The organism is Frigoribacterium sp. Leaf415, from assembly GCF_001424645.1.
Classification (GTDB): Bacteria; Actinomycetota; Actinomycetes; order Actinomycetales; family Microbacteriaceae; genus Frigoribacterium.
On record NZ_LMQR01000001.1, the window covers coordinates 2228893 to 2255630 of the forward strand.

A 26738-nucleotide genomic window follows, 5' to 3' on the forward strand; every position below is an offset into this window, starting at 1 on the left:
GCGACATGTCGGCAGAGGAGTGGGTGGACGAGGAGGCGCGGGCGCGTCACGAGGACGACGCCCGCCCCGGCGCGGCTCAGTCGAAGAGGCCGTAGGCGGCGTCGAGCGTCTCGTCGGTGCTGAGCGGGGCGGCGTCGCCCGCACCCGTCGCCGTGACGGCGATCAGGCCGTGCGGCGAGAGGATCGTGCTGGCCGACGCCGTGATGCCCTGCTGCGTCACCGTCTGCGAGAACGCCTGGCCGCCGAACGCCCCGACGCGCGAGTCGTCGACGGTCTCGACCCCCTCGGTGCCCTCGATCTGCGAGGTCTGGGCGCTGATGTCGTCGGCGCTGAACTCCTGGCGTTGGGCGAGGACGACGATCGCCGTCACGTCGGCCGCGTCGGTGGCCTCGGTGGTCGGGGTCGCCCACTGGCAGTTCGCCTGGTCGCCCGAGAACGTGCTGTCGTCGCGCAGCTCGAGTCCGTCCACCACGCCGCCGAGCGCCGAACCGACGTCGTCGCAGCTGGCGAGGTCGTCGAAGGTGCCCTCGCCGGACGCGGTCGACCCCGAGCCGCTCGAGCCGGCCGACGACCCGCCGGAACCGGCGTCGTCACCGCCACCCGCGCCTCCTGAGGTGCAGCCGGCGAGCAGCAGGCCGAGGGCGAGCACGCCCGTGGTGGTGGCCGTCACGGCCGCTCTGCGCGTGGTCGTGGTCATCGGGGACTCCCTCGTGATCTGCCTCGGACTCGCTGCGCCCGGTGCTGTCGTCACCCTAACGAGGGGCACCTCCGAGGACCCCGACGGGGCCACCGCCGCCGCCATCACCGCCAGCGCCGCCACCGCCACACCGCCGATGTGCCGTCGAACCACACATGTGCGTAGCTCGACGGCACATGGGTGGTTCCACTCCGACCGGTGCTCGCGAAGGGAGGCGATGGCCCGGCCCCGACGCCGACGCCACCGCGCCGCGCGTCACCAGGTCGTGCGGGTGCGCTCCTGCTCGACGACGGCCTCGCGGTCGGAGAGCCCGCGCAGCCCGGCGAACTGCTGGCCCATGCGCGGGTTGCCCGCGAGCACCGGCTCGACGCGGTCGAGGAACGCCCAGTACCCGGCGGTCACCGGGCAGGCGTCCTCGCCGAGCCGCTTCTTCGGGTCGAACCGGCACGAGCCGCAGTGGTCGGTCATGCGGTTGATGTACGCACCACCCGACGCGTACGGCTTGGTCGCGACGATGCCGCCGTCGGCGTGCTGCGACATGCCCACGACGTTGGCGGGCATCACCCACGGGGTGCCGTCGACGTACATGTCGACGAACCACTGGTTGAGGGCCGCCGGGTCGACCCCGCGCTGCAGGGCCCAGTTGCCGAGGATCATCAGCCGCTGGATGTGGTGGTTCCAGCCGTGCCGCCGCAGCCCGTCGAGCGTGTCGCTGAGGCACTCGGCCTCGACCGCCTCGACGTCGAGCCCGGCGAACACCTCGGGCAGGGGCTGCGTCGCCCCGAGCGCGTTGCTCGTCGTCGCGAAGTCCTCGCCGAGGTGCCAGTAGAGGTGCCAGACCCAGTCGCGCCAGCCGACGATCTGCCGGGTGAACCCCTCGACGCTGCGCAAGGGCGCGTCGCCGGCCTGGTACGACGCGACGGCGGCCTCGACGACCTCGCGCGGGTCGAGCAGTCCGAGGTTCATGGGGGCGCTGAGCAGCGAGTGCGCCATCGTCCAGTCGCCCGACAGGGTGGCGTCCTCGAACGGGCCGAAGTCGGGCAGCCGCACCTCGACGAAGTCCGTGAGTGCGGCCGTCGCCTCGGCCCGGGTCGCGGCGAACCGTCGAGGCGCGTCGTCGCCGACGAGCCGGACGACCCCCTCGCGCTCCCAGCGCTCGAGGTCGGCCCGCACCTCGGCGTCGATGTCGTCCTCTTCGGGCCACTCCTGCGGCGGCAGGCCGAGCGTGGCGGCACCCTTCGGTGGCTTCTCGCGGTTGTCGTGGTCGTAGTTCCACTGGCCTCCGACGGGCTGGGGGCCCTCCATCAGCAGGCCGGTGCGCTGGCGCACGGCCCGGTACCAGTCCTCCATCAGGAGGCGCGGTGCCGGTCGACCGCCGGACGCGCCGGTGGGTCGACCCGCGCCTCCTCGACGGGCGTCGTCGGCGTCCGCCGTGGCGCCTCCGGACCGGCCCGAGCCGCGACCGCCCTGGCGACCGGCGGCCCACTCGGCGAACTCGGCCTCGCTCGAGACGAAGCCGCGACTCGGCAGCACCTCGGCGCCGACCGACCGCACGAGGCGGCGGGCCCGGTACGACGTGGGATCGATCACCTGCAGGTCGTCCCGCCCCTCGAGTGCCTCGGAGTAGTGCTCGACCTGCCGGAACTCGACGCGGTCGCCCAGTTCGGCCGCCCGGTGCCGGATCGCCGACAGGATCAGCTGCAGCTTGGCGCGGTGCAGGGTGCGACCCTGCCACGACGAACGGCTCTCGATCAGCAGCATCGGGTCGCCGTCGTCGAAGTGCGGGCCGAGCTGGTCGAGGAAGATCCACCGGGTGCGCTGCATGCCCCGACAGTAGACGCGGGCACTCAGCGGGTTGCCAGCATGTTCACCGTGACGAACGGGACGGGCACGGCGTCTCATTGACGTGCAGCCCGGGTCACGGCCCGCTCGCACGACGACCACCGCACGACCATCCGCACGACTCCCCCAGCCGAAAGAGGACCCGAGATGTCGAACACCGCCACTCCCACCCCTGCCACCACCTCGCGCGTCGACGGCGTCGCCCGTGTCGACGGTGCGTCGACCGTGTCGTCCGACGCCGCGGGCACCACGCAGATCGCCGACGGCGTCGTCGCCAAGGTCGCGGGCATCGCCGCCCGCCAGGTGCCCGGCGTCCACTCGATCGGTGGCGGGGCCTCGCGTGCCGTGGGTGCGCTGCGCAACGCCGTCGGTCAGCAGGACCACGGCCAGGGCATCAAGGTCGATGTCGGCGAGACCCAGGCCGCGGCGGACCTCAGCATCGTCGTCGACTACCCCCTGTCGGTGCAGAAGGTCGCGGACGACGTCCGCCGGGCCGTCGCCGACGCCATCACGCAGCTCGTCGGGCTCGAGGTCGTCGAGATCAACATCGAGGTCAGCGACATCTTCATCGCCGGCCAGGACGACGACGACAAGGGCGACAAAGCCGACGCGCAGCGGGTTCAGTAGTAGCTGCGGCGGTCGTCCCGACACGACCGTCTCCCGCACCATCGCGGGCCGCACCCACCGAGCCGACCGGCTCGACCGCACGACCCGTGCACCATCGCCCCAGGAGGCACCCCATGGCATCACTGCTCCGACGCTTCGCCCCGCTCATCGTGGGCTTCGTCATCAAGAAGATCATGAACAAGCGCGGCGGCGGCAACGGCCAGGGCGGCGGCTACCAGCAGCCCGGTCGGCGCCGCTGACCCACAGCACGCCCCGCACCGCTTCGGACGCAGGAGGCGCGACTCACGCGAGTCGCGCCTCCTGCGTCTTTCGTCGTCCCCGGGGTCCGGGTTCGGGCCCGGGCCCGGGGGGCGGCATCTCTCTCGCCTTGATCCGGTAGGTACCGGATCAGGGCACCGACGATCCGGTACCTACCGGATCAGGGAAAGTGCTGGCGTCCTGCGGTGTTGACGGCGAACGGCGGGGCCGGCGACCCGAGCGGCGCGCGGCTCAGGCGAGGCGGCGACCCGAGCGGCGCGCGGATCAGGCGACGCGGCGGACCGAGCGGCGCGCGAGCAGACGGTCGCTCGCGAGCACCGCGACCAGCACCACCGCGGCCACCACGATGTAGAGCACGGGCAGCGAGTCGAGCCCGGACCCGTCGAGCACGAGCGCGCCGATCAGCGCACCTCCACCGATGCCGGCATTGAAGCCGGTCGTGTAGAACGCGCTCGCCAGGTCGCGCATCCGCTCGGGGGCGACCTGCAGCATGCGCGTCTGGAACAGCGGCGGCAGCGCCCCGAACGTCACGCCCCACAGCACGAAGGCCACGAGCGACGGTACGAGCATCCCCTCGAACAGCAGCATGCCGGTCACGGCGAGACCGACCACGGCCACCCCGATGGGGATGCTCACCCGCGGCCGCGCCCCGAGGAACCAGCCGACCATGCCGAGCCCGACGGCCCCGGCGACGCCGAACGCGAAGAGCCACCCGGCGAGGCCCTGCTCGGGCACGCCGGTCGACCGCACGAGGTACGGCGTGATGTAGGTGAAGAACGAGTAGTGCCCGATCATGAAGACCGCCGTGATGACGCAGCTCAGCACGACACCGAGCACGCTCGGCTTCGGCAGCGCGCGACGACGACGGACGGCAGCACCCGTAGGAGGCGCGGTGCCGTCGACCAGCGTCGGGATCGCGTCGGTCACCGGCTCCGGCGTCGACTCGTGCGCCGTGCCCCGACCGACCGGCGGCAGGAACCTGTACACGAAGACCGCCCCGAGCGCCATGAGCCCGGCGAGGATGCCGAACGCCTCACGCCAGCCGAGGGCCTGACCGAGCGCCGTGCCGAGCGGGACGCCCAGCACGAACGCGAGGGTGCCGCCGCTCATCGCGACGGCGAGCGCCCGGCCGACCTGGGCCCGCGGCACGAGGTGACCGGCGTAGGCACCACCGATCGCCCAGAACATGCCGTGGGCGAGACCGCCGAGCACGCGGCTCGCGAGCACGAGCTCGTAGGTGGGCGCGATGGCGGTCAGGCCCGCGCTGATCGCGAGGACGACGATCAGACCGACGACGATGAGGTGCCGGGGCAGGCGCCGGGTGAGGTGGGTCAGTCCGGTGCTGGTGAGGACGACCGTGAAGGCGAAGACGCTGACGAGCAGGCCGATGCTCGACTCGGTGACGCCGAGGTCGGCGCTCATCTCGGGCAGCAGGCCGGTCGGCAGCATCTCGCCCGAGATCGAGAGGAACGTGGCGACGGCGATGGCGATCAGGCCGGCCCACGGGAAGCGGGCGGACGGGGTGGACGAGGGCGCGGTGGGGCGCGGGGGTGCGAGTGTCATGGAACCTGGGGTGGTCGGCGGGCGCCGTTCTCTCGACCCGATGGCGGCCACGGGCCGGCTGATCGTGACGATCTGTCGGCGGCACGGCCCTCGCGACTCGTGCCGCTGGTGACCGTGGGTGACTCGGGGAGGATGGTGATCCCGACTGCGCGCTGTCGTGCACGCCCGGGGCCGGGAGTACCGCCCGACCGAGGTCGAGTCTACCCGTTGCCGTCCGGCCTGGCCAGGGGCGGGGGCGGGGGCGTCCCGTCGTCGCGGGCATCGACGTTGTCGGCGCGGTCGCGGTCGCGCTCGCGCTCGCGCTCGAGGAAGCGGGCGCTCGGCGGCTGTGTCTCGCGGGCGAGCATGAACACGACGACGATCTGGAGGAACGGGATCAACGCCCCGAGCCAGAACCAGCCCCACCCCCAGGCCCGGGCACCGTGCAGGCGCCGGATGGTCAACGTCGCCATGGGCACGAAGGTCATCAGGCACCACAGACCCCAGACCAGGGCGACCCAGGTCATGCCGCCCCAGGCCGGGCCGGCGGGCCCGAACGGTCCGATCGAGAACTCCCCGACCTGGAGGGACGCACCCTGGCCCAGGCTGGTGCCCGGACCCGCACCGGCCGGGCGACCGAGGTCGACGACCGGCCAGGGCGCGAACAGCGACGAGCCGTAGGCGCCGATCGACCACGAGACCACACTCGCGCCGCGCACGAGCGACCCGACGCCGAGGTTGACCACGAGCCCGAGCACGGTCTGCAAGAGCCAGATCCACCAGAACTCGGCGCGGCCCGCCCGGGCGTGCACCACGTAGGCGTTGCCCACGAACCGGCGCACCGCCTGCATCGGCGTGGCCCCGGGCAGCGGCAGCCGGTCGACCTCGAACCACGAACCTCTCGTCGTGCCTGCCGCCGTGACCCCGCTCATCCGTACGACGCTACGCGGACCGGGCCCGCGCCTCCATCCCCCTGGCGGCCGAGATCGTGCGGACGGGAACCGAGCGTCCCCGGGAACGCACACCGCGCCTCCCGCGTTGACTGTCACCATGAGCGCCGCGACCCCCGACCCGAAGACCTGCCGATCGTGCGGACGCACCATCGAGTGGCGCAAGAAGTGGGCGTCGAACTGGGACGAGGTCGCGTACTGCAGCGACGCGTGCCGCAAGCGCAAGGTGACGGCGCAGGACCGGGAGCTCGAGCAGCGCATCCGCGACCTGCTGGCGGCCCGGGCGGCCACCTCGACGATCTGCCCGTCGGACGTCGCGCGGTCGATGCACCCCGACGACGAGGACGCCTGGCGCGGCCTCATGGAGCCCGTGCGGCGCGCGGCTCGACGCCTGGTGGCCGCGGGCGAGGTCGACATCACGCAGGGCGGGTCGGTGGTCGATCCGTCGACGGCGAAGGGTCCGATCCGCATCCGCCGGCACCGGTCGTGAGCCGGGCGGCGACGCCGCGAGCGGGACGCGCGGGGCGAGCGACGGGGATCAGACGGGCTGCAACGCCGACCAGGGCTCGACGGGCAGGTCGACGCCGACGGGGTCTCCGGGGCGCAACTCTCCCCCGGCGAGCACCACACCCATGACTCCCGCCTTGCGGACGAGCTCGCCGGCCTCGTCGCGTCCGACCACGGCCTTCAGCAGGCCCGACTCGAAGCGGTCGATCTGCAGGCACGGGTTGCGGAGTCCGGTGATCTCGACCCGCGCCTCCTGACCGAGGGAGACCACGGTGCCGACGGGCAGGGCGAGCAGGTCGACCCCGTGGGTGGTGACGTTCTCGCCGAGGTCGCCGGGCCCGACGTCGTAGCCGAGGGCGGCCAACTCGGCGAAGAGCTCGGCGTGCATCAGGTGCACCTGCCGCAGGTTGGGCTGGTTCGGGTCACGGGCCACGCGGGAGCGGTGCTGCACCGTGCGCCCGAGGTGCGCGTCGCCCTCGACGCCGAGCCCGACGAGCAGGGTGACCCGCTCGACGGGCGGCTTGCTGAACCGGTGGGCGTCGTCGACGTTGACCGAGAGGACGGAGGCGCGGGTCATGTCGCCCAGTCTGCCCGCGTCGGGTGCCGGGGTCGAGGGTGCGGGCGGGGTCGGGGTCGGGAGCTGGGCCGGGCGGGGTCGCACCGCCGAATGAACATCGCACCGCCGAAGTAGGCGGTGCGATGTTCAGTCGGCGGTGCGACCAGGGCCTGGAGTGCGGGGTGCGGCCCGAGACCTCAGCGCGACGGCCGGTCGGTGCCGGGGGCTGGCCGCTCACGTCTCGACGGCGTGAAGCGTCTGCCCGAGAGCGGCGCGTAGGCGTACCAGCCGCCACCCGGGTGGCTCGCGGCGATCGCACGCTCCTCGGCCTCGACCTCCTCGGCACGGGCGTTCAGCGCTCGAGCGGCCCGAGCATTCGTCGGGGGTTCCGACGACCGGTGGACCTCGCGACCGTCGAAGACGAGGTGCACCTCGAACCCGACGCCGAGCTCGTCCGCCAGTCGGACGGCGAGGGCGGCACCGGTCCGCGCGAAGGTGCAATCGTCGGCTTCGGAGGGTGTCCCGACATCGGGGTCGAGTCGTGACCGGTGGAAGGCGTCCCACCCGTCCAGGTCGGCCACGAGCCCGGGAGACAGATGGACGTCCGAGTGGTCGACCGCATCACCGAGCCACAGGACGGTGCCTGTGAACCCCGCGAACATCCGCACGACGACGCGACCTTCTTCGGACCGGACGGGCATGGCGGGAGCCTAACCGCGCCTCCTCGGGTCGTCGAGCCTGGGCGCACAGGATCGGTCCTCCCCCTTGACGAGCAGGTCGACGATCTCGCATGCGTGGTCGGTACGCACCCTGAGACGTCGACCATCCGATCGCCGAACGAACTCGACTCCTGGCCCGAAGGTGAGGAGCAGCGATCGGGTGCGCCCGGGCGCGAACCGCGACCCGAGACCACCTGTACCGGTCGGGGACATGTCGATCTCACGACACGTCTCGACATCGTTCGCCGGGACGAACGCCGACCACCACCCCGTGGAAACCCTGATCCCGGTCGAGCCCACGGAGACCGAGATCCTGCCCCATCAACGACCCAAGAACAATCCCGATCTGACCGTGATGTGAAGTTCCTCATTGCGAAAGAGCGTCGCACCACCGATCGAGCATCGAACCGCCGAAGTGCATGGTTCGATGCTCGATGGGTGGTGTGAAGCCGGAGCTCGATGGTGCCGGCCGGGGCACGGGTCAGCGGCGGACGTCGTGCAGGTGGTGCACGGGGTCGTGCACGAAGTAGCGGGCGAGCGAGTCGACCGTGAAGGCCGAGCCGTCGCTGCGCAGGCCGGTGCGACCGAGCCGGCCGTCGGGCACCGCCTCGAACGCGTCGGCCACGACGGAGGCGGCGGCCACGAGTTCGTCGGCCACGACGACGGGCTGCTGGGCGGCGTAGTCGTCGTCGAGGGCGGTGGCGTCCTGGTCCCAGTTCGCGAAGGTCGGCGCGTTCTCGACCAGCATCAACCGGAGGCGCGCGTCGAAGACCCGGAACACGTCGCGCACGTGCGCCCCGTACTCGAGCGGCGACCAGGTGGCGTCGTCGGGCCGGGTGCGGGCGTCGGGCCGAGCGAGCTCGGCGGGCCAGGCGGCGGCGCTCGCGCGGACGAGGCCGGGCACGTCGCGGAACGCGACCTCGGCGGGGTCGAAGCCGCAGTCGGCGCAAGGGCGTTCGAGCACCCAGGTCCAGTTCTTCGTGTCGGGAGTGATCGGCATGGGACCGACGCTAGGACGCGCTGCCCGGGATGCGCCATCGAGATCCTGCCGACGTCGGTGCCCCCGGCGCCAACCGGTGGACCCGCGATGAACCCGGTTTCGATCCGTGCACCCGGAAGCTTCCGGGTGCACGGATCGAAACCGGGTTCACCGGGTCAGGTGCGCGGGCCGGCGGCCGGGTCGGGCGGGCGGGCAGGTCGGGTCAGGCGGGCGCGTCGACGTCGCGGCCGTCCCAGAGGTCGGAGCAGTCGACCGGCTCGGCGGCGTGGGCCCGCAGGTACGGGCCCGCCCCGCGATCCCCGGTGAGGGACGCCGCGAGTGCCGACCAGTGGGAGCGACCGACCACGACGGGGTGACCCGGGCGTCCGTGGAAGACGGACTGCCGCAGCGCACCCGGACCCAGGGGCACGTCGGCGGCCGGGGGCGTCAGCAACCGTGCGACCGCGGACGACGGCAGACCCGGGTAGTCGACCAGCGTGACGAGGGCGAGCCGCGCCTCCTCGGGGTCCGACGCGGCGAGCGCCTCCAGCCCGGCGCGCAGCGACGCCGCGAGGCCGTCGGCCCAGTCGTCCGCGACGACGACCGACACCCTCGCCCGACCGTCGACCCCGAGGAGGCGCGGGTCGTCCGAGAACGCGCCCGTCGCCCCGTCCGACCCCGGCGACCCGACCGGCAGGAGGCGCGGGTCGGCGGCCAGCAGCGCTCGCGCCTCGGTCGCGCCCGCACCGAGCACGACGACGACGCGGTCACAGCCCCCGTCGAGCAGCGTCGCCACGGCACGGGTCAGCCAGGGTCCGCGCTCGTCGACCACGAGCGCCTTGGGGCGGCCCATGCGCGTCCCGGCACCGGCCGCGAGCAGCAGTCCGACCGAGGAGGGCGGGCCGACGGACGGCGGGTCGACCGGCGGCAGGCCGTCGGACGGCGGAGCGACGATCTCGGGCATGGCTGCAGGCTAACCGGACTGTCCACGCGGCGAACGTGCGGCGACGCGGTGTGCCCCGGGGCTCGGGCCGTGGCACCATCGAGACCTGGCGCCACCCGACGCCACCCCCGAGGAGTCCCGTGTTCGAGATCGCCGACCGCCTGCTGGCGCGACTCGACGCCGGCGAGCGCCTGGCAGTCGCGACCGCCGTGTCGGTTGTGGGCAGCGCGCCGCGCACCGTCGGCACGTCCATGGCCGTCACCGTCGACGGCACCGTGATCGGCAGCATCTCGGGCGGCTGCGTCGAGGGCGCGGTCTACGAGATCTGCGCGCAGGTGCTCGACGACGGCACGCCGCAGCTCGAGACGTTCGGATTCAGCGACGAGACGGCGTTCGAGGTCGGGCTCAGCTGCGGCGGGCGCATCGAGGTGCTCGCCCGTGTCGTCACCCCGGACGACGCCGTGACGATCGCCGCCCTCCGCGACGCGGCCGCCGGGCGGGAGGCGTCGACCCACGTCGTGCTCGGGCCGGTCCGCACCGGCGAGGTCGTGCCGACGATCGACGACTGCGAGGGTCTGCGGGTCTTCAGCGAGCGCTCGGTGCCGCCGCCGCGCCTCCTCGTCTTCGGGGCGGTCGAGTTCGCCGTCGCCCTCTGCAACGCCGGGGCGGTGCTGGGCTACCGCGTGACGGTGTGCGACCCGCGCCCCGTGTTCATGACCCGCGAGCGCTTCCCGTCGGCCGACGAGGTCGTCGTCGAGTGGCCGCCGAACTACCTGGCGCGCACCGACGTCGACGAGCGCACCGTCATCGCGGTGCTCTCGCACGACGAACGGTTCGACGCCGACCTGGTCGAGGCGGCGCTCGCGTCCCCCGCGGCGTACGTCGGGGCGATGGGTTCGCGGACGACCCACGACCGCCGCATGGCCGCACTGCGGTCGCGTGACGTGGGGCCCGACGCGCTGGCCCGCCTGCACTCCCCCATCGGGCTCGACCTCGGTGCCAGCACGCCCGAGGAGACCGCCGTGTCGATCCTGGCCGAGGTGCTCGCCGTCCGCTCGGGAGCCTCGCGGGCCCCGCTGCGCGACCGTGACGGCAGCATCCACCTGATCCGCTGACGCCGCCCGCGGTCAGGAGGCGCGGTGCCCGCCGACACCGCGCCTCCTGCTCTCGAGTCCGCTCAGTACCGCGTCGGCAGGCCGGCGAGCAGCTTGTCGGGCTGGATCGGCAGGTCGCGCACGCGGATGCCGGTCGCGTGGGCGACGGCGTTCGCCACCGCGGCGGCCGCGCCGACGTTGCCGATCTCGCCGATGCCCTTGCCGCCCATCGGGGCGAGGTGCGGGTCCTCCTCGTCGAGCCACTCGACCTCGATCGAGCCCACGTCGGCGTTGGCCGCCACGTGGTACGTCGCGAAGTCGTGGTTGCCGTAGTCGCCCTGCGTCGGGTCGAGCATGCCGTGCTCGTGCAACGCCATCGACAGGCCCATGGTCATGCCGCCGATGAACTGCGATCGGGCCGTGCGGGCGTTCATGATGCGCCCGGCCGCGAAGACGCCGACCATGCGCGGCACGACGACCTCACCCGAGTCGAGGTCCACGCGCGCCTCGACGAACTGGGCGCCGTAGGCGAAGCGCGAGTGGTCGCTCATCGCGGAGATGTCCTCCTCGATGTCGACGACGACCTCGAGACCTTCCGGAGGCACGGGCTGGCCCTGCGAGAGCAGCTCGGTCACCTGCCGACTCGCCTTGGTCACCGCCCACCCCCACGACGCCGTGCCCGACGAGCCGCCGGCCACGCCTGCGGTCGGAAGCCGGCTGTCGGCGATGTGCAGGTCGACGAGGTCGAGGGGCACACCCAACTCGGACGCGGCGATCTGCGCCATCACGGTGCGGGCCCCCTGGCCGATGTCGGTCGCGTTGACGCCGACCTCGAAGCGACCACCCGGCAGCGCGGTGACCCGGGCACCCGCGGGCATCACGCTCGCGGGATACGTCGCGGCGGCGACGCCCGTTCCGACCAGCCAGCGTCCGACCCGGCGCACGCCCTGACGCGGGTCGCGGCCGTCCCAGGCGAACAGCTCGGACCCCCGTCGCAGGCACTCGACCAGGTGCCGGCTGCTGAACGGCTGACCGGTGTGCGGGTCGACCTCGGGCTCGTTGCGGACGCGCAGCTCGACCGGGTCGAGGCCCAGCTCCGACGCCAGCTCGTCCATGGCGGACTCGACGGCGTAGATGCCGGGTGCCTCGCCGGGCGCACGCATCCAGCGCGGCGTCGGGACGTCGAGTCGGGCGAGCCGGTGCGTCATCAGACGGCTGGGCGCGGCCCACAGGTGGCGGGTCGGCTCGGCGGTCTGTTCGGTGAACTCCTGAAGCGTCGACGAGTGCGACCACGTCTGGTGCGACAGCGCCGAGAGGTGCCCCTCGGAGTCGGCGGCGAGGCGGATGCGCGAGATCGTCGGCGTGCGGTACCCCGCGATCGCGAACATCATCTGTCGCGTGTAGGCGACCTTCACGGGACGACCGGTGAGCATGGTGCCGATCGAGGCGAGGACGACGACCGGGCGGGCCGAGCCCTTCGAGCCGAAGCCGCCGCCGACGTGCTGGGCACGGACGCGCACGGCGGACGGGTCGAGCGAGAACAGCGTGGCGAGAGACGTCGCGACGCCGCTCGTGCCCTGGTTCGAGTCGAGCACGTCGAGCTCGCCGTCGGCCCAGGTGGCGACCGTGGCGTGCGGCTCCATCGGGCTGTTGAACAGGGCCGCCGTCTCGTACGTCTCGTCGATCACGACGGACGAATCGGCCATCGCCGCGTCGACGTCACCCTGCGAGGTGTCGGTCTCGAAGCCCGCGTTGACGGTCTCGGGGGCGTAGAGGCTGGGGTGGTCGGTGCTCAGCACGACGTCGATGCCGCCCTCGTCGTACTCGAAGGCGAGCGCCGACGCGGCCTCGCGGGCGGTGTCGAAGGTGTCGGCCACCACGAGCGCGACGGGCTGGCCGCGGTAGGCGACCTCGGCCGACTGCAGGACGAGCAGCTCGCCGTCCTCGGCGTCCTCGAGGTGTGGAGCCTGCTCGTACGTGATGACGTCGTGCACGCCGGGCATCGCGAGCACCTCGTCACGGTTCGAGCCGGTGATCGTGCCGGTCGTCACCGTCGACTGCACGATCCAGCCGTACAGCACGCCGTCGGGCGTGTGCTCGTAGGCGTAGCGGGCGGCGCCCGTCACCTTGTCCCGGCCCTCGAGCCGGGCGACGGGGGCGCCGAGACCGGTGGGGACGCTCGTGTCGACCGGGGTGACGACGTCGACGGCGGTCACGAGGCGCTCCCGTCGGTACCGGTGGCATTCCGGGTGCCGGGCTCGACGTCGGCCGCGACGCGACGGGGCGACCCGTTGGCGCCGGTCGGGCGGAACGGCGACGGGTCGACGTCCTCGGCCGGGTCGTCACCCTCGTGGTCGAGGCCGGCCAACTCGCTCAGCACGCCCACGACGAGCCGGGTCAGCAGCGGCACCTTGAAGGCGTTCTGCTCGGTGGTGGTCGCGGCGGCCAGCTCGAGCTGCGCGGCGGCCGCGAACGAGGCGGGCGTCGCCGGGGAGCCGACCAGCGCCTCCTCGGCCTTGCGCGCACGCCACGGCACCGGCGACGCGGCGCCCAGGGCGATGCGCACGTCGGTCACGAGACCGGCCTCGTCGACCGAGAGGGCGGCGGCGACCGAGCCGAGTGCGAAGGCGTAGGACCGGCGGTCACGCGCCTTGCGGTACGTGGAGTTCGTGGCGACCGGCAGGGACGGCAGCTCGACCGCGGTGATCAGCGCTCCGCTCGGCAGGTTCGTGTCGCGGGTCGGGTCGTCGCCCGGCTCGCGGAAGAACTCGTCGATCGGCAGGCGCTGCTCGCCGTCGACGGTCTCGAAGACGACGACCGCGTCGAGCGCCGCCAGGGCGACGGCCATGTCGCCCGGGTGCGTCGCGATGCAGAGGTCGTTGACACCCAGGATGCCGAGTTCGCGCGACAGCCCCGCGATCGCACCGCAGCCCGTGCCGGGTTCGCGCTTGTTGCAGGGCTTCGTGGTGTCCATGAAGTAGGTGCACCGGGTGCGCTGCAGCAGGTTGCCGCCGGTCGTCGCCTGGTTGCGCAGCTGACCCGAGGCCGCGCTGACGAGGGCCCGTGTCAGCGCCGGGTAGCGGGTGCGGACGAGAGGGTGCGCGGCGAGGTCGCTGTTGCGGACCCCCGCACCGATGCGCAGGCCCCCGTCGGGCAGCTCGTCCACCCCGCCGAAGTCGACGCGGCTGACGTCGACGAGCAGGTCGGGACGCTCGACGCCGAGCTTCATCAGGTCGACGAGGTTCGTGCCGCCGCCCAGGGGCTTGGCGTTCGGGGCGCGGTCGAGGGTGGCGACGGCGGAGGCGACGTCGGTCGCACGCTCGTACTCGAAGGTCTTCATCGGGTGGCTCCGTCGGTCGCGTCGGCGTCGTGCGCGCAGGCCGCGTCGTGCACGGCCGGGACGATGTTCATGTAGGCCCCGCACCGACACAGGTTGCCGCTGAGACGTTCGCGGACCTCCTCGTCGTCGAGGTCGATCTCGCCGTTGGTGATGTCGGTGGTGACGTGGCTCGGCATGCCGGCCCGCGCCTCCTCGAGCATGCCGACCGTCGAACAGATCTGGCCCGGCGTGCAGTAGCCGCACTGGTAGGCGTCCCGGTCGAGGAACGCCTGCTGCACCGGGTGCAGGGCGTCGCCGTCGGCGAGCCCCTCGACGGTGGTGACGTCACTGCCCTCGGCGCTGACGGCGAGGACCAGGCAGCTGTTGGTGCGTCGTCCGTCGACCAGGACCGTGCAGGCGCCGCACTGGCCGTGGTCGCAGCCCTTCTTCGAGCCGGTCAGGTCGAGGCGCTCCCGCAGGGCGTCGAGCAACGAGGTGCGGTTGTCGACCTCGAGCCGGTGCGGGCTGCCGTTGACGTCGAGCGTGATCGTCGTCGTCGGAACGCCGGGCGGGTTCGCGCCCGCGCTCGGTGGACTGGTTTCTACGCTGACCTGGGACACCATGCGTGCACGGTATGCCCGGGGGCGGGCGGGTGCCCGCGTGCTGTCCCGTTTGCGAAGCGCGGAGCCGGGGGGCTGTCGACGCCCGCGTGGCGGGCCGAGGGGGGGTGCCGAGGAGGCGCGGGTCGGCCGCCGCGGACGGCCCGCCGACCGGCACCCCGCGTCAGTCGGCCTTGCCCGGGCGGACCTTGGCGGTGTCGGCGACGTCGATGCGGGTGACGCCGTCGCCGCGGTCCTCGGTCGTGATGCGCGGGGCGGCGTCCGACTCGTCCGACTTCGGGGCGCGGGTCAGCTGGTCGTGCCGCTTCTCGTCGTCGGTCATGCCGGTCGGGTCGTGGTCGACCTCGTGCCCCGGGCTCGTGTCGCGGCCGCCGTCGTCGGGACCGTGGGCCTGCGTGTCGTCGCTCATGCGCTCGACCGTACCCGCGCCTCCTCGTCCGCGGAGCGCGTCACCCGCGACGCAGCCGCTCGACGGCGGACGACAGCACCGGCAGGTCGTGGTCGACGGTGTGCGCCACCACGGAGTGGGAGGTGTCGAAGTACCGGTGGGCGAGGAAGTCACGCATGCGAGCGACGTCGGTCCAGGGGATCTCGGGTGCCTCGCTCGTCGTCTCGGACGACAGCCCCTTCACCGCCTCGCCGATCTCGATGAGGCGGACCCGCACGGCGTCGAAGACGAGCCCGTCCGTGAGGTCGCCACGTCGCCGATGAGCCTCGACGGCGGCCAAGGCGGCGGCGATGTCGTCCAGCCGTGCCCGATCGTGGCGGCTCACAGAGCGACCCCGTCGCGCGAGACCGCCTCGGCGACCTCGGGGGACAGGCCGTCGCGGGGCACGACGTCGACCACGACCCCGGCGATGTCGCTCGCCCGACGCGCAGCCGCCGCCAGCCCGAACAACCCGAGGCCGTCGGGCAGGTCGACGACGACGTCGAGGTCGCTGTCGGCGCGGTCGTCGCCTCGGCTGACGCTGCCGAAGACCTGGGGCGAGCCGAACCCCTCGTGCGCGAAGAACGATCTCAGTTCGGCACGATGTGGTTGCACGCTGCGTCCCACGGGCCCGACGAACGGGGACACGGTCGTGGACGTCCGAGGACGAGACGGCGTGAGCGTGAGCGCCAGGTCGAGGCCCGACGCCTCGAAGAGACGCTCGAGCACGGGCAACGACGGGGTCTTCGAGCCGTTCTCGTACCTCGAGACGGCGCTCTGCGGCAGCCCTGCCCTCCGCCCCACCTCGCCTTGTGTCAGCCGCGCGGCGACCCGCGCCTCGCGCAGACGCGAACCGACATCCGTGGTGATCATGATCGGACTATATACGATCGTGCATGGCGCGCGACGAGACCCCAGGAAGCCGCCGAGACCCTCGCGCGCGGCGTGGGGTTTGAGCGGGTTCCTGGGGTTTCGGGGCCGCGCTAGCGGGTGAGGACGGCGAAGCCGCCGGGCTTCACCACGATCACGCTGCGGCCCTGCACGTCGCGCTGCTGCACGAGTCGGCCCTGCGCGTCGTACGACGACACCGACGACCGGGTGCCGCGCACGCCGACCGAGGCCGGCAGCGGCAGCCGCGAGGTCGACGACAGCAGCTCGGTCGTCGTCGCCCGCCCGTCGGCCGCCGTGCCCGCGAGCACGAGTCGCTGGACGAGCGGCCGCACGATCAAGCCGTCGACCACGGTCGCGGCGCGCCCGGCGGTCACGGTGATCGTGGTCGTACCCGCACCGATCGGCACCGGCAGCGTCTGGGGCAGCAGGGCCCCGGAGGCGGCGGTCACGCCCCGCGCACCGGCCTGCGTCGTCAGCGTCCCCAGGGGCACGCGTCCCGCCTTCCAGACCGACGTCGACCGCACGCCCTCGGCGGCGAGCAGCACCGGTTCGACGTGCCGCAACCCGGAGCCCGCGGGCACCGTGATCGTCGCACTCTGCCCGGGCTCGAGCCGCAAGGCCGAGCCGCCGCCGTACTGCGACTCGCCCGTCCACGCCGAGTCGGGCGTGACGACCGTGCCCGTCGTGGACGCCGCCGTCTCGGCCTCGACCACCGTCAGGCCGTCACGCGACGTGACGCTCGTCAGCCCCTGCGCCTCGGCCGAGACGTCGGGGGCACCGTCGAGGGCGATCATCGACAGCAGGCCGTGGATCGTGCTCTCGGCGCCGCTGTTGCGGTTCACCGTGCCGTCGGCCTGCACGCCGTCGAACGTCACGCCGGTGGCCGGGTCGTACACGGGGGTGCCCGAACGGTTCGTGCCGAAGTACCAGCTCGCGGCGACGGCCGCGATCCGCTTCAGGCCCGGCGCACCCGCACCGGCGCCGGCCACGGCGAGCGCCGACTGCAGTCGCGAGTCGGCCCCGTAGGCGATCTGGGTCTGGTCGACGGGCGTCGGGTACCAGGCGTTGTCGGGCCCGCTCGCGGTGAGCAGCGTCGTCGTGAACGAGGTCTGGTCGAGCACGGCGGGCTTCAGCAGGTCGGGTCGGGCGAGCGTCGTCGACGCCCGGGCCAGGGCGGCGGGCATCTGCGACGACCAGGCGTGCCACATCGAGCGGGACTTCGCCCAGGGCAGCACGGCTCCGTACGGCCAGGTCTGCCCGTCGCCGGACGACATCGCGGCGACGCCCTCGGCGAGCTGCGTCAACGCGGTGCGCGAGGCCGCGTCACCCGGCACGACGGCCGAGTAGGCGCTCAGTCCGAGGACGGCCTCGGCCGAGGCGTCCGCGCCGGAGCCGATCAGCCACGCGGGCACCTTCGCCCCGTCGGCCACGTCGTACTGCCCGTAGCGGGCGAGCGTCTCGCGGTTCAGCGCCGTCACGCCGAGTTGCAGACGCTGCTGCAGGAACGCGGCGAACTCGGGGTCCTCGTCGGCGAACGCGGCGTATCCCTCGCCGAACGCCCAGATGCTGCGGGCGAGCCAGTAGCTGTTGCCGCTGTCCGACGGGTCGGGTAGCTCGACCGGCACCGGACTCTGGTTGAAGGTGCCGTCGGGCTGCATCCAGAGCACGACGTTGCCGGCGTCCTCACCGGTGGTCGTCTGGAAGTACGCGGTCGCCCGCAGCAGTTCGTAGGCCTTCTGCCGGCTCGACTCCGAACCGGTCTGCTGCCAGTCGCGCAGGTACACGACGGCCGTCCGCGAGACGTCGTCGCTGTTGAACGCGCCCTGCCCCCAGTACCCGGTCGCGGGGTCGAGCGGACCGCCGCCCACCCGGGCGAAGGTGCCGCCGTCGCGGGCGTCGGCGTAGGTCCACGGCAGGGTGAGCGTCGGCTCCGTGCTCTGACGATAGGTCGAGTGGCCGGCCTCGGGCACGGGCGTCGTCCGGTCGAGCAGGAAGTCCAGGTGCGCCAGGTTCGTCAGCGGCGCCACGGCCGGTGCGGCCGCCGGGGCGGCGGTCGGCGCGGTCGGAGCAGCCGTCCCGCTCGGCGCGGCCGCCGGACCAGGAGGCGCGGCGGCAGCCGGCAGCGCCCCCGTCACCCCCAGCACGGTCGCCAGGGCCGCGGCCAGTGCCGCGCCCGTCCATCGTGAGTTGCGTGCGATCATCGTCGACCGCCTCCTTCTTGTCAGTGATTCCTGGTTGACGTGGGTCCGTGCCCGACGTCGGTCCGTGTCGACGTCGGTCCGTGGTGGAGCTCAGGCCCGGTCGAGGCGGGCGACGCCGATCTTCGAGTCGGCCATGCCGTAGAACACGTACCGGACGCCGTCGACCTCCTCGATCGCGGTCGGGAACACCACGTTCGGCACGATGCCGTCGCGTTCGTCGGCGGTCTCGGCCTCGAGCAGCGGCACCTCCGACCGGGTGACGACGCGGGACGGGTCGTCGGCGTCGAGGATCATCCCGCCCGCGGCGTAGTTCACGTTCTGCTGTTGGGCGAACGCGTCGTCGATCACTCCGGTGACGCCGTGGTGCAGCAGCAGCCAGCCCTCGTCGACGCGCAGCGGGGGCGGCCCGCCGCCGATCTTCAGCTCCTCGAACGGGAAGGCGGGGCCGGCGACGAACCGGTGCTGCCCCCAGCGCGCCAACGCTCGCAGGTCGGCGGCGACCGCCTCGACCGGCACGTAGCTGATCCAGATCGAGTGCCGCCCGTCGGCGACGCCGGCCGGCAGCGGGCTGCCCTCGCCCGGCACCGTCGCCCCGATGTGCCACATCGGCCGGTGCAGCACGGCGAAGCTGCGCACGCCGTCCGGCGCGGTGACCGGCGACGGGAAGAACACGGTGTCCTTGTTGTGGAACAGCCCGAGGTCGGTGTCGAGCTCGTCGACGTACTCGAAGGTGGCCGGCCCGAGCCGGCGCCAGTCGCGCAGGTCGTCGCTCACGGCGACCGCGGTGCGCGGCCCGAGCGGCCCGTAGGCGACGTAGGTCATCACGTGCAGCCCGAGCTCGTCGATCCACGTGACGCGCGGGTCCTCGACGCCGGCGTGGGTCGCGCCGCGTTCCCACCCGCGGTCGGGTGCGAGCACGATGCCCTCGCGGGTCACGCCCACGGGCACGCCGTCCTCGACGACCACCCGGGCCAGGCCGACCCGCGACACGTTGCCCGTGGCCACGAGCCGCGGCAGCAGGTACAGCTCGCCGTCGGGCCCGCGTCCCGAACCGGGGTTGAGCACTCCCTCGGCCTCGTCGGGCGAGTCGGGGTCGGGGGTCATCACGACGCCCAGGCGGGTCAGTCGGTACGGGAAGTCAGCCATGGGAGGCCCTTTCGAGAGGCGAGAGGCGACGGAGGCGCGGCGCGAGGGGGGATCGCACCGCGCCTCCTGCGGTGGGGGCCGCCGGCACGGCGACCCGGTCTGGGGGCGGGGAGCCGAGGAGGCGCGGCGAGCGGTGATCGCGCACCGCGCCTCCTCGGGCCGGGGGCGATCGGTCAGCCCTTCACGCTCGAGCCGACGTCGGTCGAGATGAAGTAGCGCTGGAACACGATGAACAGCAGCACGACCGGAGCGGCCAGCACGACGGCGCCCGCGAGGGTCGCGCCGAACGGGTTCGCCGCGGTCGCCGCCACGTTGCTGATGTAGTTCGCCAGCGACACGGCGAGCGGCTGCATCGACGCCTCCTTGGTGATGAGGAACGGCCAGAGGAACTCGTTCCACGGGCCGATGAAGGTCAGCAGCAGGGCCGTGACCAGCGCGGGGCGCACGAGCGGCAACGCGATGTTCCACAGCAGCCGGAACTCGCCGGTGCCGTCGATGCGTGCCGCCTCGAAGAGCTCCTTCGGCAGCTGCAGGAAGTACTGCCGGAAGATGATCACCGCCGTCGAGTTGATCGCGAACGGCAGGATCATGCCCAGGTAGTTGTCGCTCAGCCCGTAGTTGCGCGCGATGAGCACGTACAGCGGGATGATCAACAGCTGGAACGGCACCACCTGCACCAGCAGCGCCAACGCGAAGGTGACCCCGCGACCGCGCCACTGCAGCACGGCCAGCGCGTAGCCGACCAGCACGCCGAACACGAGGGTGCAGGCGAGCACGCCGACCGTGAAGATGCCCGAGTTGAGCAGGCCGCTCAGCAGCCCGATGCGGCTGTCGATCGCGGCGTAGTTCTCGACCGTCAGGTTCGACGGGTGCGGGAACGCTCCGGCCACGGTCGGGTCGGGTTTGGTCTGCAGCGAGCCGATCACCATGTAGTAGAACGGGAACAGGAACGCCAGGGCACCGATCGCCAGCACGACGCCTCGCAGCGTGGACTGGGCCCGGGTCAGGGGCGGCTTCTTCGCGATCCGCCGGGGGCGGGCGGTGGTCTCGTCGGAGACGGTCATGTCAGTCCTCCTTTCCGCCGGCGAACCGGTTCTGCAGCAGGGCGATGACCAGCACGAGGATCACGAGCACGACGCCGATCGCGGCGGCCTGGTCGGGGTTCCCCTGCTCGATGCCCTTCTGGTACATCAGCAGCACGGGCGAGGTCGACGCGCCGTTCGGCCCGCCTCCCCCGGTCAGCAGGTACGGCTCGGTGAAGAGGTTCGCCCCCGTGACGGTCGAGACGAGCAGCACGAGCACGGTGGCCGGCCGGACACCCGGCACGGTGACGGTGAAGAACGACCGGATCGGGCCGGCGCCGTCGCTCGAGGCCGCCTCGTACAGCTCTTTCGGCACGTTCTGCAACGCCGCGAGGTACAGCAGGATGTAGAACCCGAGCTGCTTCCACGTGACGAACAGCGCGATCGAGGGCATCGCCCACGCCGAGTTGATCAGCCACGACGGCGTCGGGGCCAGCGGTCCGAGCACGTTGTTGACCAGGCCGTCGCCGTTGAACAGGAACAACCAGACCGCGACGACCGCGACGCTCGCCGTCAGGTACGGCACGTAGAACGCCACCCGCAGGAAGCCCCGGAAGTGCGCGACCTTGTCGAGCGCCGTGGCGAGCACCATGCTCAGCACGACGGTCAGCGGCACGTTGATCACCAGGAAGACGCCGACGTTGCCGAACGAGCGGATGACCGCGGGGTCGGTGAACGCGGTGACGAAGTTGTCGAGGCCAACGAAGGGCCGCGCGACGACGGCACCGGGCGCCGTGAAGAAGTAGTCGTGGAAGGCGATGTAGACCGCGTAGACCAACGGGTACGCGAACACCGCCAGCACGAACACCAGGTAGGGCGCGCTGAACAGCAGGCCGAGCGGGTGCTTGCCGAGCAGGCCGCCCCGCCGACGCCCGCGCGGGTCGTCGTCGCGGCGACGGCCCGCCCGGTGCCCCGAGCCGGGACCCCCCGAGGAGGCGCGGTGCGCCTCCTCGGCTCGTCCGGCGGTCGGCGACGCTGCCGCCGTCTCGTGCAGGGTGGACACGATCAGCCCTGCGCCGCGAGCTCGTCGATCTTGTCCGCGGCGTCCTTCAGCGACGAGTCGACGTCACCCTTGCCGAAGATCACGCTGCTCGACCACGCGTCGCGGAAAGCCTGCAGCTCGGCCACGGTGTTCGGGCCGGCCGGCACCTCGACGGTGCGGGCGGCCTGGTCGCCGAAGAGCGCGTACGAGGGGTTCGCGTCGAAGTAGTCGGAGTAGGTCGAGGCCAGGTCGGTGCGGATCGGCATCTGTCCCGTGGTCTCGAGCAGGGCGCGGTCCTCGTCGCTGCTGGTCGAGAACTTCAGGAAGTCCCACGCCGTGCCCTGGTTCTCGCAGGCCGTGTACATGCCGACGTTCTTCGCGTCGCTGAACGTGTAGGTCTCGTCGGCACTCGTGCCGTCCTTGGTCGGGACGGGCACGGCACCCCAGTTGACGTCCTCGTAGACGGACACGGCCCACGGCCCGACGATCGACATCGCGGCCTCGCCGTCGGCGAACGAGTCGCCCGTGTACTGCTCCTGACCGGCCAGCCCCTGCTCGTAGAGCGAGCGCCAGAAGGTCGCGACGTCCTCGCCGGCGGTGTCGGCGAAGGTCGCCTTGCCGTCCTCGACGAGGCCGGTGCCGCCGGTCTCGGCCGCGTAGAGCGGCATGAAGTCGAACTGCGACTGGAAGAACTCGCTCGTCGGCGCCGGGTGGATGGCGTACTTCGAGACGCCCGCGTCGACCAGGGTCTTCGACGTCGCGAGGAAGTCGTCGTAGGTCGACAGGTCGGGGTTCTCGGCGTCGAGGCCGGCCTTCGTGAAGAGGTCCTTGTTGTAGAAGATCATCACCGGGTTCGACTTCCAGGGCAGCTGGTAGTACTTGCCGTCGGCGTCCTGGTACTGCTTCGCGAGGTCGCCGCTGCGCTCCTCGATGTAGCTCGCGCCGTCGTCGAAGCTCGACAGGTCGACCAGGCCGCCCTGCTTCTGGAACTGCCCGACCGCGCTGGGGGCCGTGTTGTAGACGAGGCAGGGAGCGTTGCCGGCCGTGATGGCGGCACCGATGACCTCTTCGCTCGACTTGCCGGCGGGGATCTCCTGACCCTTGACCTGCTCGTCGGGGTGGTCGGCGTTCCAGGCCTCGACCATGGCCTTGCCCCAGGTGACCTCCTGCTCGTTGTTCGAGTACCAGATCGTGATGGGGCCCTTGGCGGTGAGGGCGTCGCTCGAGGCTCCGCCGCCGCCGGAGCAGGCGGTCAGGCCGAGGGCGGCGACCAGGACGGTCGCGCCGAGGGTGGCGCGGCGGGTGAAGCGTGTGCGTCGTTGCACGGTGTTCTCCTTGGGTGGGGTGGTGCTGCGGGTGTGACTAGGGGGTCGTGTGAGGTGCGGGGGCGTGCGGGTCGGCGGGGTCGGCGCGGGCCGCGTCGGCTCGGGCTGTGTCGGCGCGGTAGAAGTACAGGTCGCGGTGGCCGGCGGGGGCGTCCCAGCCCTGGGCGAAGGTCCAGCGGCCGCCGAGCTTCTGCAGGCCGCCCCAGCTGAGCGAGCCGCCCGGCGTCAGGGCGAGCTGGTCGACCGGGTGGTCGACGTCGTACAGCGCCTGGCTCGCCGCGAAGACCCCGTCGACGTCGTGGAAGACGTCGAGCACGAGGTGGCCGTCGCCCGTGACGATCGCGGCGGCGACCTCGTGCAGGTGGCCGCCGACGTCCGACAGGTCGAGGTACGGCACGGGCTCGAAGCTCCAGTGGCACAGGTCGTCCGAGCGGCCGACGTGCAGCACGCCGTCGAAGCCCTCGCTGACGAACATGAGGTAGTCGCCGGTGTCGTCGTCGCCGGTGCCTCCGCTGCCTCCGCCGAGGCGGACGGCGTTGCCGTGCTCGTCGCGCGGGATCACGGCGCCCTTGGCCCAGAGCCGCGTCTGCTCGTGGTCCGCGATCGGGCCGAGCTTCTCCCAGGTCACGAGGTCGTCGCTGACGGCGACCAGCATGTCGATGCCGACCGCCTGGACGGGGTAACCGGGGCTCGGGTGGGCGACCCGCGCCTCCTCGGTGATCGGGAAGACGCCGTTGTAGAAGAGCCAGAAGCGGCCCTCGGCCCGGTAGACCTTGGGGTCCTCGGTGCCGAGCAGCTCGTCGTCGAGGGTGGGACGGACGACCGGGTTCGCCGGGTCGTCGACCCAGGTGGCACCGGGAGCGGGCTCACCCTCGGGCGTGAGCGCGAGGGTGGCGTGGCCGATGCGGCTGCCGAGGCTCTCCTTGCGGGGCGAGGCCCGGTAGAAGAGGTGCAGGGTGCCGTCGTGCTCGATCAGGCTGGGGTTGTAGAGGGACTCGCTGGTCCAGCCGAGACCGTCGGGGTCGGGCCATTGGGCGTCGAGCGTGAAGGTGAGGGCCGGGTCGACGGCGAAGGGGCCGACCGCCCAGTCGGTGCGGGCGGGCTCGTACGCGGCGGGGCTGGAGAAGGTCAGCTGCGAGAGCGCGCCGGTCAGCTCGTTGCGGTGGACGAGTGCCTCGTCGAGGACCGTCCGGAGGCGCGCCCGGGTCAGCGGCACGAGGTACGGCTTCGAGGCGGCGCGGGCCGCGTCGGCGTCGCTGATCGTCGCGTCGACCGTCGTCGCGTCGGCTGTCGTCGTCATCGGGGCTCCCACGTCGTCGTGTGCGGTCTCGCTCGCTTTACCGAAACGTTTCGGTAAATCGAGAAGCTAGCACGGTGACGGCCCGACCGGAACCCCCTGCGGCCTCACCCCCCTGTCGCACCGCCGACTGAACGTCGCACCGCGCACGTCCACGGTGCGACGTTCAGTCGGCGGTGCGATCCGCGCGCCTGGCCGGGTCAGCGGGCGGCGGGGCCCGTCGACGCGCGGACCAGCAGCCGCGCGGGCTCGATCTCGGCGTCGGTGACGGTCTCGCCCTCGACCGACGAGAGCAGGAGACGCGCCGCCTCGGCCCCGATCAGCCGCGGAGCCGTGGTCAGCGTGGTCAGCCCGGGGCGCACGTACGACCCGAGCTCGATGCCGTCGAACCCGGCCACGCTGACGTCGCCGGGGACGCGGGCCCCGAGCCGGTCGAGCTCGGTCATGAACCCGATCGCGGCCAGGTCGTTCGCGCAGAAGACGGCGGTGGGCCGGTCGTCGACCGGTGAGTCCGAGCCGAACAGGCGAGCGGCGGCCCGGGCTCCCCCGTCGTAGGTGAAGTCGGCCTCGACGACGACCCCGGGGTCGTGCCCGGCCGCCACGAGGGCGTCCCGCCAGGCGGCTCCGCGGCGCCGCGAGTGCACGAAGCGGCCGGGCCCGGCGACGTGCGCGAACCGCCGGTGACCGAGCGACACGAGGTGGTCGACGAGCTCGCCGATGCCGGCCGAGTCATCCTGGCGCACGGCGGGCAGGGGGAAGTCGCCGGCCGGGTTGACCCCGACGGCGGGCAGGTCGAGCTCGCGCACGAGGTCGACGCGCGGGTCGTCCACGGTCAGCTCGTTCAGGACGACGCCGTCGACCCGGCGCCCGGCCGCGAGCCGGCGGTAGCGGTCGAGCGGCTCGTCCGCAGCCGACCCCATCTGCAGGATGAGCGCGTACCCGCGCGGGTCGAGCACGGATTCGAGTCCGCCGATGAAGCTGCCGAAGAACGGGTCGGACTCGAGCACGAACGGGTCGCGGTGCACGACGAGCCCCACGGTGAACGCTCGTTTGGCACTGAGGCTGCGCCCCCGGACGCTCGGCACGAAACCGAGGTCGTCGGCGGCCTGGCGGATGCGTGCACGGGTCTGCTCCGAGACGCCGGGGCGACCGTTGAGGGCGCTGCTGACAGAGCTGATCGCGACGCCGGCCCGGGCCGCGACCTCGACGATGGTGACCCGCTCTGCCACGCCGCGCCTCCTCGTCCTCGCCTGTGCCGGTGCGCCTGTTCGCCCGCCGCGCCCCCACGATGCTACTGACCCGCCGTGGCCGCCACCCTCGCGGCGGCCGCCCGCCCCTAGGGTCGGGGCATGCTCATCGTCTCGCTCGTCGCGGCCTCGCTCGCCGCCCTGCTGCACCTCTACATCTTCGTGATGGAGTCCTTCCTCTGGACCACCCCGCGGGTCCGCGCCACCTTCGGCATCACCGACGACGCACAGGCCGAGCACACGAAGCCGCTCGCCTACAACCAGGGCTTCTACAACCTGTTCCTCGCGATCGTCACGATCGTGGGCGTCGTCCTCGTCGTCGCCGGAGGGGCAGGAGGCGCGGGCAGCGCCTTCGAGGCATCCGCCGCGGGCACCGCCCTGCTGGTCGCGGGCACGGGGTCGATGCTCGCCGCCGCGCTGGTCCTGCTCTTCTCCGACCGGACCAAGGCCCGGGCCGCGCTCACGCAGGGAGCCCTCCCGCTCGTCGCCCTCGTCACGCTGCTCATCTCGTCGTACTGACCTGCCCGTCCGCCCCCGTCGGCCGCACTACCCTGGGCGGGTGACCGACGTGACCGACGCCACCCGCGCCTCCTCCGCTCCCGCCGCCCCGACGACGCACTGGACGCTGACGCTCGTCTGCCAGGACCGGCCCGGCATCGTCCACGCGATCAGCGGCGCCGTGGTGCAGGCCGGCGGCAACATCACCGAGTCGGCGCAGTTCTCGAGCCACGACACCGGCACGTTCTTCATGCGGCTGCAGGTCGAGGCCCCCGGCGAGCGCGACGCGTTCGAGGCCGCGCTGGCGCCCGTGCTCGCGCACTACGACGTGCAGGCGAAGCTCGACGTCGTCGGTCGCCCGACCCGCACGCTCGTGCTCGCGAGCAAGGCGGCGCACTGCGTCAACGACCTGCTGTTCCGGCAGCGCGCCGGGCAGCTGCCGATCGAGGTGCCACTGATCCTGGCGAACCACGACGACCTGTCGGGGCTGGCCGAGTTCTACGGCAAGCGGTTCGAGCACCACCCGGTCACCGACCCCGAGTCGAAGGCGGCGTTCGAGGCCCGCGTGCTGCAGGTCGTCGACCGGTACGACGTCGAGCTGGTCGTGCTCGCCCGGTACATGCAGATCCTCAGCCCCGAGCTCTGCGCGGCGCTCGAGGGGCGGGCGATCAACATCCACCACTCGTTCCTGCCCGGGTTCAAGGGGGCGAACCCCTACCGCCAGGCGCACGCCCGCGGCGTGAAGTTGATCGGTGCGACGGCTCACTTCGTCACGAGCGACCTCGACGAGGGGCCGATCATCGAGCAGAACGTCGTCCGGGTCGACCACACCCGCAGCGCCCCCGAACTGATGGCGATCGGCCAGGACGAGGAGAGCCGCACCCTGACCCAGGCGGTCCGCTGGTTCGCCGAAGACCGCGTGCTGCTCGACGGCGCCCGCACCATCGTCTTCCGCTAGGCCCGCGCGGGCACAGGCCTCGTCGGCTCCA

At 72.6% G+C, this 26738-nt stretch carries 27 protein-coding genes; 6 read left to right on the forward strand and 21 right to left on the reverse strand.

Annotation, left to right across the window (positions count from 1 at the left end; all coding sequences use genetic code 11):
• Positions 1-76: 76 nt before the first annotated feature.
• Together ASG28_RS10290 and ASG28_RS10295 are read right to left on the reverse strand one after the other, a co-directional pair.
• Entirely contained in the window at positions 77-697 is a 621-nt protein-coding gene (locus tag ASG28_RS10290; RefSeq protein ID WP_055974749.1) for a hypothetical protein, read from the reverse strand.
• Between the two features lie 255 nt (positions 698-952).
• The gene (locus tag ASG28_RS10295; RefSeq protein ID WP_055974752.1) at positions 953-2521 is read right to left on the reverse strand and encodes a cryptochrome/photolyase family protein; all 1569 of its coding nucleotides are present in this window, start codon (positions 2519-2521) and stop codon (positions 953-955) included.
• 165 nt (positions 2522-2686) lie between these two features.
• On the opposite strand from ASG28_RS10295, the gene ASG28_RS10300 reads away from it, so the two are divergent.
• Positions 2687-3166 (forward strand): Asp23/Gls24 family envelope stress response protein, encoded by a 480-nt coding sequence (locus tag ASG28_RS10300; RefSeq protein ID WP_055974755.1) that lies wholly within the window; start codon positions 2687-2689, stop codon positions 3164-3166.
• A gap of 113 nt (positions 3167-3279) precedes the next feature.
• Complete coding sequence (locus ASG28_RS17010; RefSeq protein ID WP_255351264.1) at positions 3280-3405, forward strand: hypothetical protein; 126 nt, start codon at positions 3280-3282, stop codon at positions 3403-3405.
• Positions 3406-3688: 283 nt separating this feature from the next.
• Here ASG28_RS17010 and ASG28_RS10305 read toward each other — a convergent pair whose 3' ends face one another.
• Together ASG28_RS10305 and ASG28_RS10310 are read right to left on the reverse strand one after the other, a co-directional pair.
• Complete coding sequence (locus tag ASG28_RS10305) at positions 3689-4987, reverse strand: MFS transporter (protein ID WP_055974759.1); 1299 nt, start codon at positions 4985-4987, stop codon at positions 3689-3691.
• Positions 4988-5187: 200 nt separating this feature from the next.
• On the reverse strand, positions 5188-5898 hold the full coding sequence (locus ASG28_RS10310; RefSeq protein WP_055974761.1) for a DUF805 domain-containing protein: 711 nt from the start codon (positions 5896-5898) through the stop codon (positions 5188-5190).
• Positions 5899-6016: 118 nt separating this feature from the next.
• On the opposite strand from ASG28_RS10310, the gene ASG28_RS10315 reads away from it, so the two are divergent.
• A complete protein-coding gene (locus ASG28_RS10315) occupies positions 6017-6406 on the forward strand; it encodes a DUF2256 and DUF3253 domain-containing protein (protein WP_055974764.1) in 390 nt (129 codons plus the stop codon).
• Between the two features lie 48 nt (positions 6407-6454).
• Here the strand turns inward: ASG28_RS10315 and ASG28_RS10320 are convergent, their stop codons facing one another.
• The 4 genes from ASG28_RS10320 to ASG28_RS10335 form a co-directional block, all read right to left on the reverse strand.
• Complete coding sequence (locus ASG28_RS10320; protein ID WP_055974767.1) at positions 6455-7000, reverse strand: MOSC domain-containing protein; 546 nt, start codon at positions 6998-7000, stop codon at positions 6455-6457.
• Between the two features lie 176 nt (positions 7001-7176).
• Positions 7177-7680 (reverse strand): hypothetical protein, encoded by a 504-nt coding sequence (locus ASG28_RS10325; protein ID WP_055974770.1) that lies wholly within the window; start codon positions 7678-7680, stop codon positions 7177-7179.
• 499 nt (positions 7681-8179) lie between these two features.
• Positions 8180-8698, reverse strand: coding sequence for a DinB family protein (locus tag ASG28_RS10330; RefSeq protein WP_055974773.1), 519 nt, complete (start codon positions 8696-8698; stop codon positions 8180-8182).
• A gap of 202 nt (positions 8699-8900) precedes the next feature.
• Positions 8901-9641, reverse strand: a complete 741-nt coding sequence (locus ASG28_RS10335) for a nucleotidyltransferase family protein (protein WP_082454563.1) — start codon at positions 9639-9641, stop codon at positions 8901-8903.
• Between the two features lie 119 nt (positions 9642-9760).
• On the opposite strand from ASG28_RS10335, the gene ASG28_RS10340 reads away from it, so the two are divergent.
• A complete protein-coding gene (locus tag ASG28_RS10340) occupies positions 9761-10735 on the forward strand; it encodes an XdhC family protein (RefSeq protein WP_055974776.1) in 975 nt (324 codons plus the stop codon).
• Positions 10736-10797: 62 nt separating this feature from the next.
• Here the strand turns inward: ASG28_RS10340 and ASG28_RS10345 are convergent, their stop codons facing one another.
• The 13 genes from ASG28_RS10345 to ASG28_RS10405 all read right to left on the reverse strand — a co-directional run bounded on the left by ASG28_RS10345 (position 10798) and on the right by ASG28_RS10405 (position 25233).
• Complete coding sequence (locus tag ASG28_RS10345) at positions 10798-12930, reverse strand: xanthine dehydrogenase family protein molybdopterin-binding subunit (RefSeq protein ID WP_055974779.1); 2133 nt, start codon at positions 12928-12930, stop codon at positions 10798-10800.
• Positions 12927-14054 carry an FAD binding domain-containing protein gene (locus ASG28_RS10350; RefSeq protein WP_082454564.1) on the reverse strand — a complete coding sequence of 376 codons (1128 nt, stop codon included), beginning with the start codon at positions 14052-14054 and terminating at the stop codon, positions 12927-12929. Before ASG28_RS10350 ends, ASG28_RS10345 begins: the two co-directional genes overlap by 4 nt.
• A complete protein-coding gene (locus ASG28_RS10355) occupies positions 14051-14656 on the reverse strand; it encodes a 2Fe-2S iron-sulfur cluster-binding protein (RefSeq protein WP_055974780.1) in 606 nt (201 codons plus the stop codon). Before ASG28_RS10355 ends, ASG28_RS10350 begins: the two co-directional genes overlap by 4 nt.
• 160 nt (positions 14657-14816) lie before the next feature.
• Entirely contained in the window at positions 14817-15062 is a 246-nt protein-coding gene (locus ASG28_RS10360) for a hypothetical protein (protein ID WP_055974783.1), read from the reverse strand.
• Between the two features lie 40 nt (positions 15063-15102).
• Positions 15103-15426 (reverse strand): HepT-like ribonuclease domain-containing protein, encoded by a 324-nt coding sequence (locus ASG28_RS10365; protein ID WP_055974786.1) that lies wholly within the window; start codon positions 15424-15426, stop codon positions 15103-15105.
• Positions 15423-15953: an XRE family transcriptional regulator gene (locus ASG28_RS10370; RefSeq protein WP_055974788.1), complete on the reverse strand. Its 531-nt coding sequence runs from the start codon at positions 15951-15953 to the stop codon at positions 15423-15425. Before ASG28_RS10370 ends, ASG28_RS10365 begins: the two co-directional genes overlap by 4 nt.
• A gap of 110 nt (positions 15954-16063) precedes the next feature.
• Positions 16064-18172 carry a hypothetical protein gene (locus ASG28_RS10375; RefSeq protein ID WP_055974791.1) on the reverse strand — a complete coding sequence of 703 codons (2109 nt, stop codon included), beginning with the start codon at positions 18170-18172 and terminating at the stop codon, positions 16064-16066.
• Positions 18173-18262: 90 nt separating this feature from the next.
• Positions 18263-19318, reverse strand: coding sequence for a glycoside hydrolase family 130 protein (locus ASG28_RS10380; protein ID WP_055974795.1), 1056 nt, complete (start codon positions 19316-19318; stop codon positions 18263-18265).
• A 173-nt stretch (positions 19319-19491) separates the two neighbouring features.
• Complete coding sequence (locus tag ASG28_RS10385; protein WP_082454565.1) at positions 19492-20382, reverse strand: carbohydrate ABC transporter permease; 891 nt, start codon at positions 20380-20382, stop codon at positions 19492-19494.
• A 1-nt stretch (position 20383) separates the two neighbouring features.
• Positions 20384-21256: a carbohydrate ABC transporter permease gene (locus ASG28_RS10390; RefSeq protein WP_055977472.1), complete on the reverse strand. Its 873-nt coding sequence runs from the start codon at positions 21254-21256 to the stop codon at positions 20384-20386.
• Positions 21257-21405: 149 nt separating this feature from the next.
• On the reverse strand, positions 21406-22707 hold the full coding sequence (locus tag ASG28_RS10395) for an ABC transporter substrate-binding protein (RefSeq protein WP_369814161.1): 1302 nt from the start codon (positions 22705-22707) through the stop codon (positions 21406-21408).
• Between the two features lie 37 nt (positions 22708-22744).
• Entirely contained in the window at positions 22745-24007 is a 1263-nt protein-coding gene (locus ASG28_RS10400) for a hypothetical protein (protein ID WP_157485695.1), read from the reverse strand.
• A gap of 197 nt (positions 24008-24204) precedes the next feature.
• The gene (locus ASG28_RS10405; RefSeq protein ID WP_055974796.1) at positions 24205-25233 is read right to left on the reverse strand and encodes a LacI family DNA-binding transcriptional regulator; all 1029 of its coding nucleotides are present in this window, start codon (positions 25231-25233) and stop codon (positions 24205-24207) included.
• A gap of 120 nt (positions 25234-25353) precedes the next feature.
• Here ASG28_RS10405 and ASG28_RS10410 point away from each other — a divergent pair, with 120 nt between their 5' ends.
• Positions 25354-25770, forward strand: a complete 417-nt coding sequence (locus ASG28_RS10410) for a DUF1304 domain-containing protein (RefSeq protein ID WP_055974799.1) — start codon at positions 25354-25356, stop codon at positions 25768-25770.
• A gap of 40 nt (positions 25771-25810) precedes the next feature.
• On the forward strand, positions 25811-26707 hold the full coding sequence (gene purU / locus ASG28_RS10415) for a formyltetrahydrofolate deformylase (RefSeq protein ID WP_369814162.1): 897 nt from the start codon (positions 25811-25813) through the stop codon (positions 26705-26707).
• Positions 26708-26738: the final 31 nt, after the last annotated feature.